The 589-nt window shown below is 70.6% G+C and carries 1 protein-coding gene and 1 tRNA gene; one reads left to right on the top strand and one right to left on the bottom strand.

The features are described from left to right. Window positions 1–209: 209 nt before the first annotated feature. Window positions 210–281: transfer RNA gene (locus KUM32_RS40920), tRNA-Cys, on the top strand. 107 nt (window positions 282–388) lie between these two features. On the opposite strand, the gene KUM32_RS40915 is transcribed toward KUM32_RS40920, so the two are convergent. After that, a partial coding sequence (locus tag KUM32_RS40915) for a DUF1330 domain-containing protein (RefSeq protein ID WP_217146733.1) occupies window positions 389–589 on the bottom strand: 201 nt, incomplete at its 5' end.

The raw sequence follows: 589 nt of genomic DNA, 5'->3' as shown, positions 1-589 counted from the left end.
GGCCGAACCTCGCCTCACCAGGAGGCTCGCCGCCACGGGGCGCGCGGTCGATCGTGGCGGCCGTGTTGCGGTCACGTGGCAAGCGCCGCGCACTCGTTGACCAACCCGACCCGCACCGGCTTTAGTCATCTCAGCGACACCGCAACACCCCCGGCGAACGGCCCGATTCCCTCCCCACGGAGCGGAACCGGAACCCACGCCGGAAGCCCGGCCGTGTGCCCGAGTGGTTTAGGGGCTCGCCTGCAAAGCGAGTTACGTGGGTTCGATTCCCGCCACGGCCTCTTCGCACGGGGATTCCTCCCGGCGGCGGGGGATTTCCTCCCGCCGCCGGGGTTCTCCGTGTGGCGGGGAATTCCCCGCCACGGCGACGGGTTTCTCCCCGCAGCGCTCAGCCGGCTTTCGCGCGCAACACGCGGGCCCGCTCGGTCGGGTCGTAGTCCGGCCCGACGCCCTCGATCAGCAGGACGTCACCCTCGATGTGATCGGTACGCAGCCGCAGAATGGCCTGGTAGGCGGGCGAGTCGTACCAGGCCCGCGCATCGGCGAGACTCGGAAACTCGATCCACACCAGGCTGCCGGGCCACTCCCC

The organism is Streptomyces sp. AC627_RSS907 (assembly GCF_019049165.1).
This window is presented reverse-complemented; position numbering and strand designations above follow the sequence as displayed.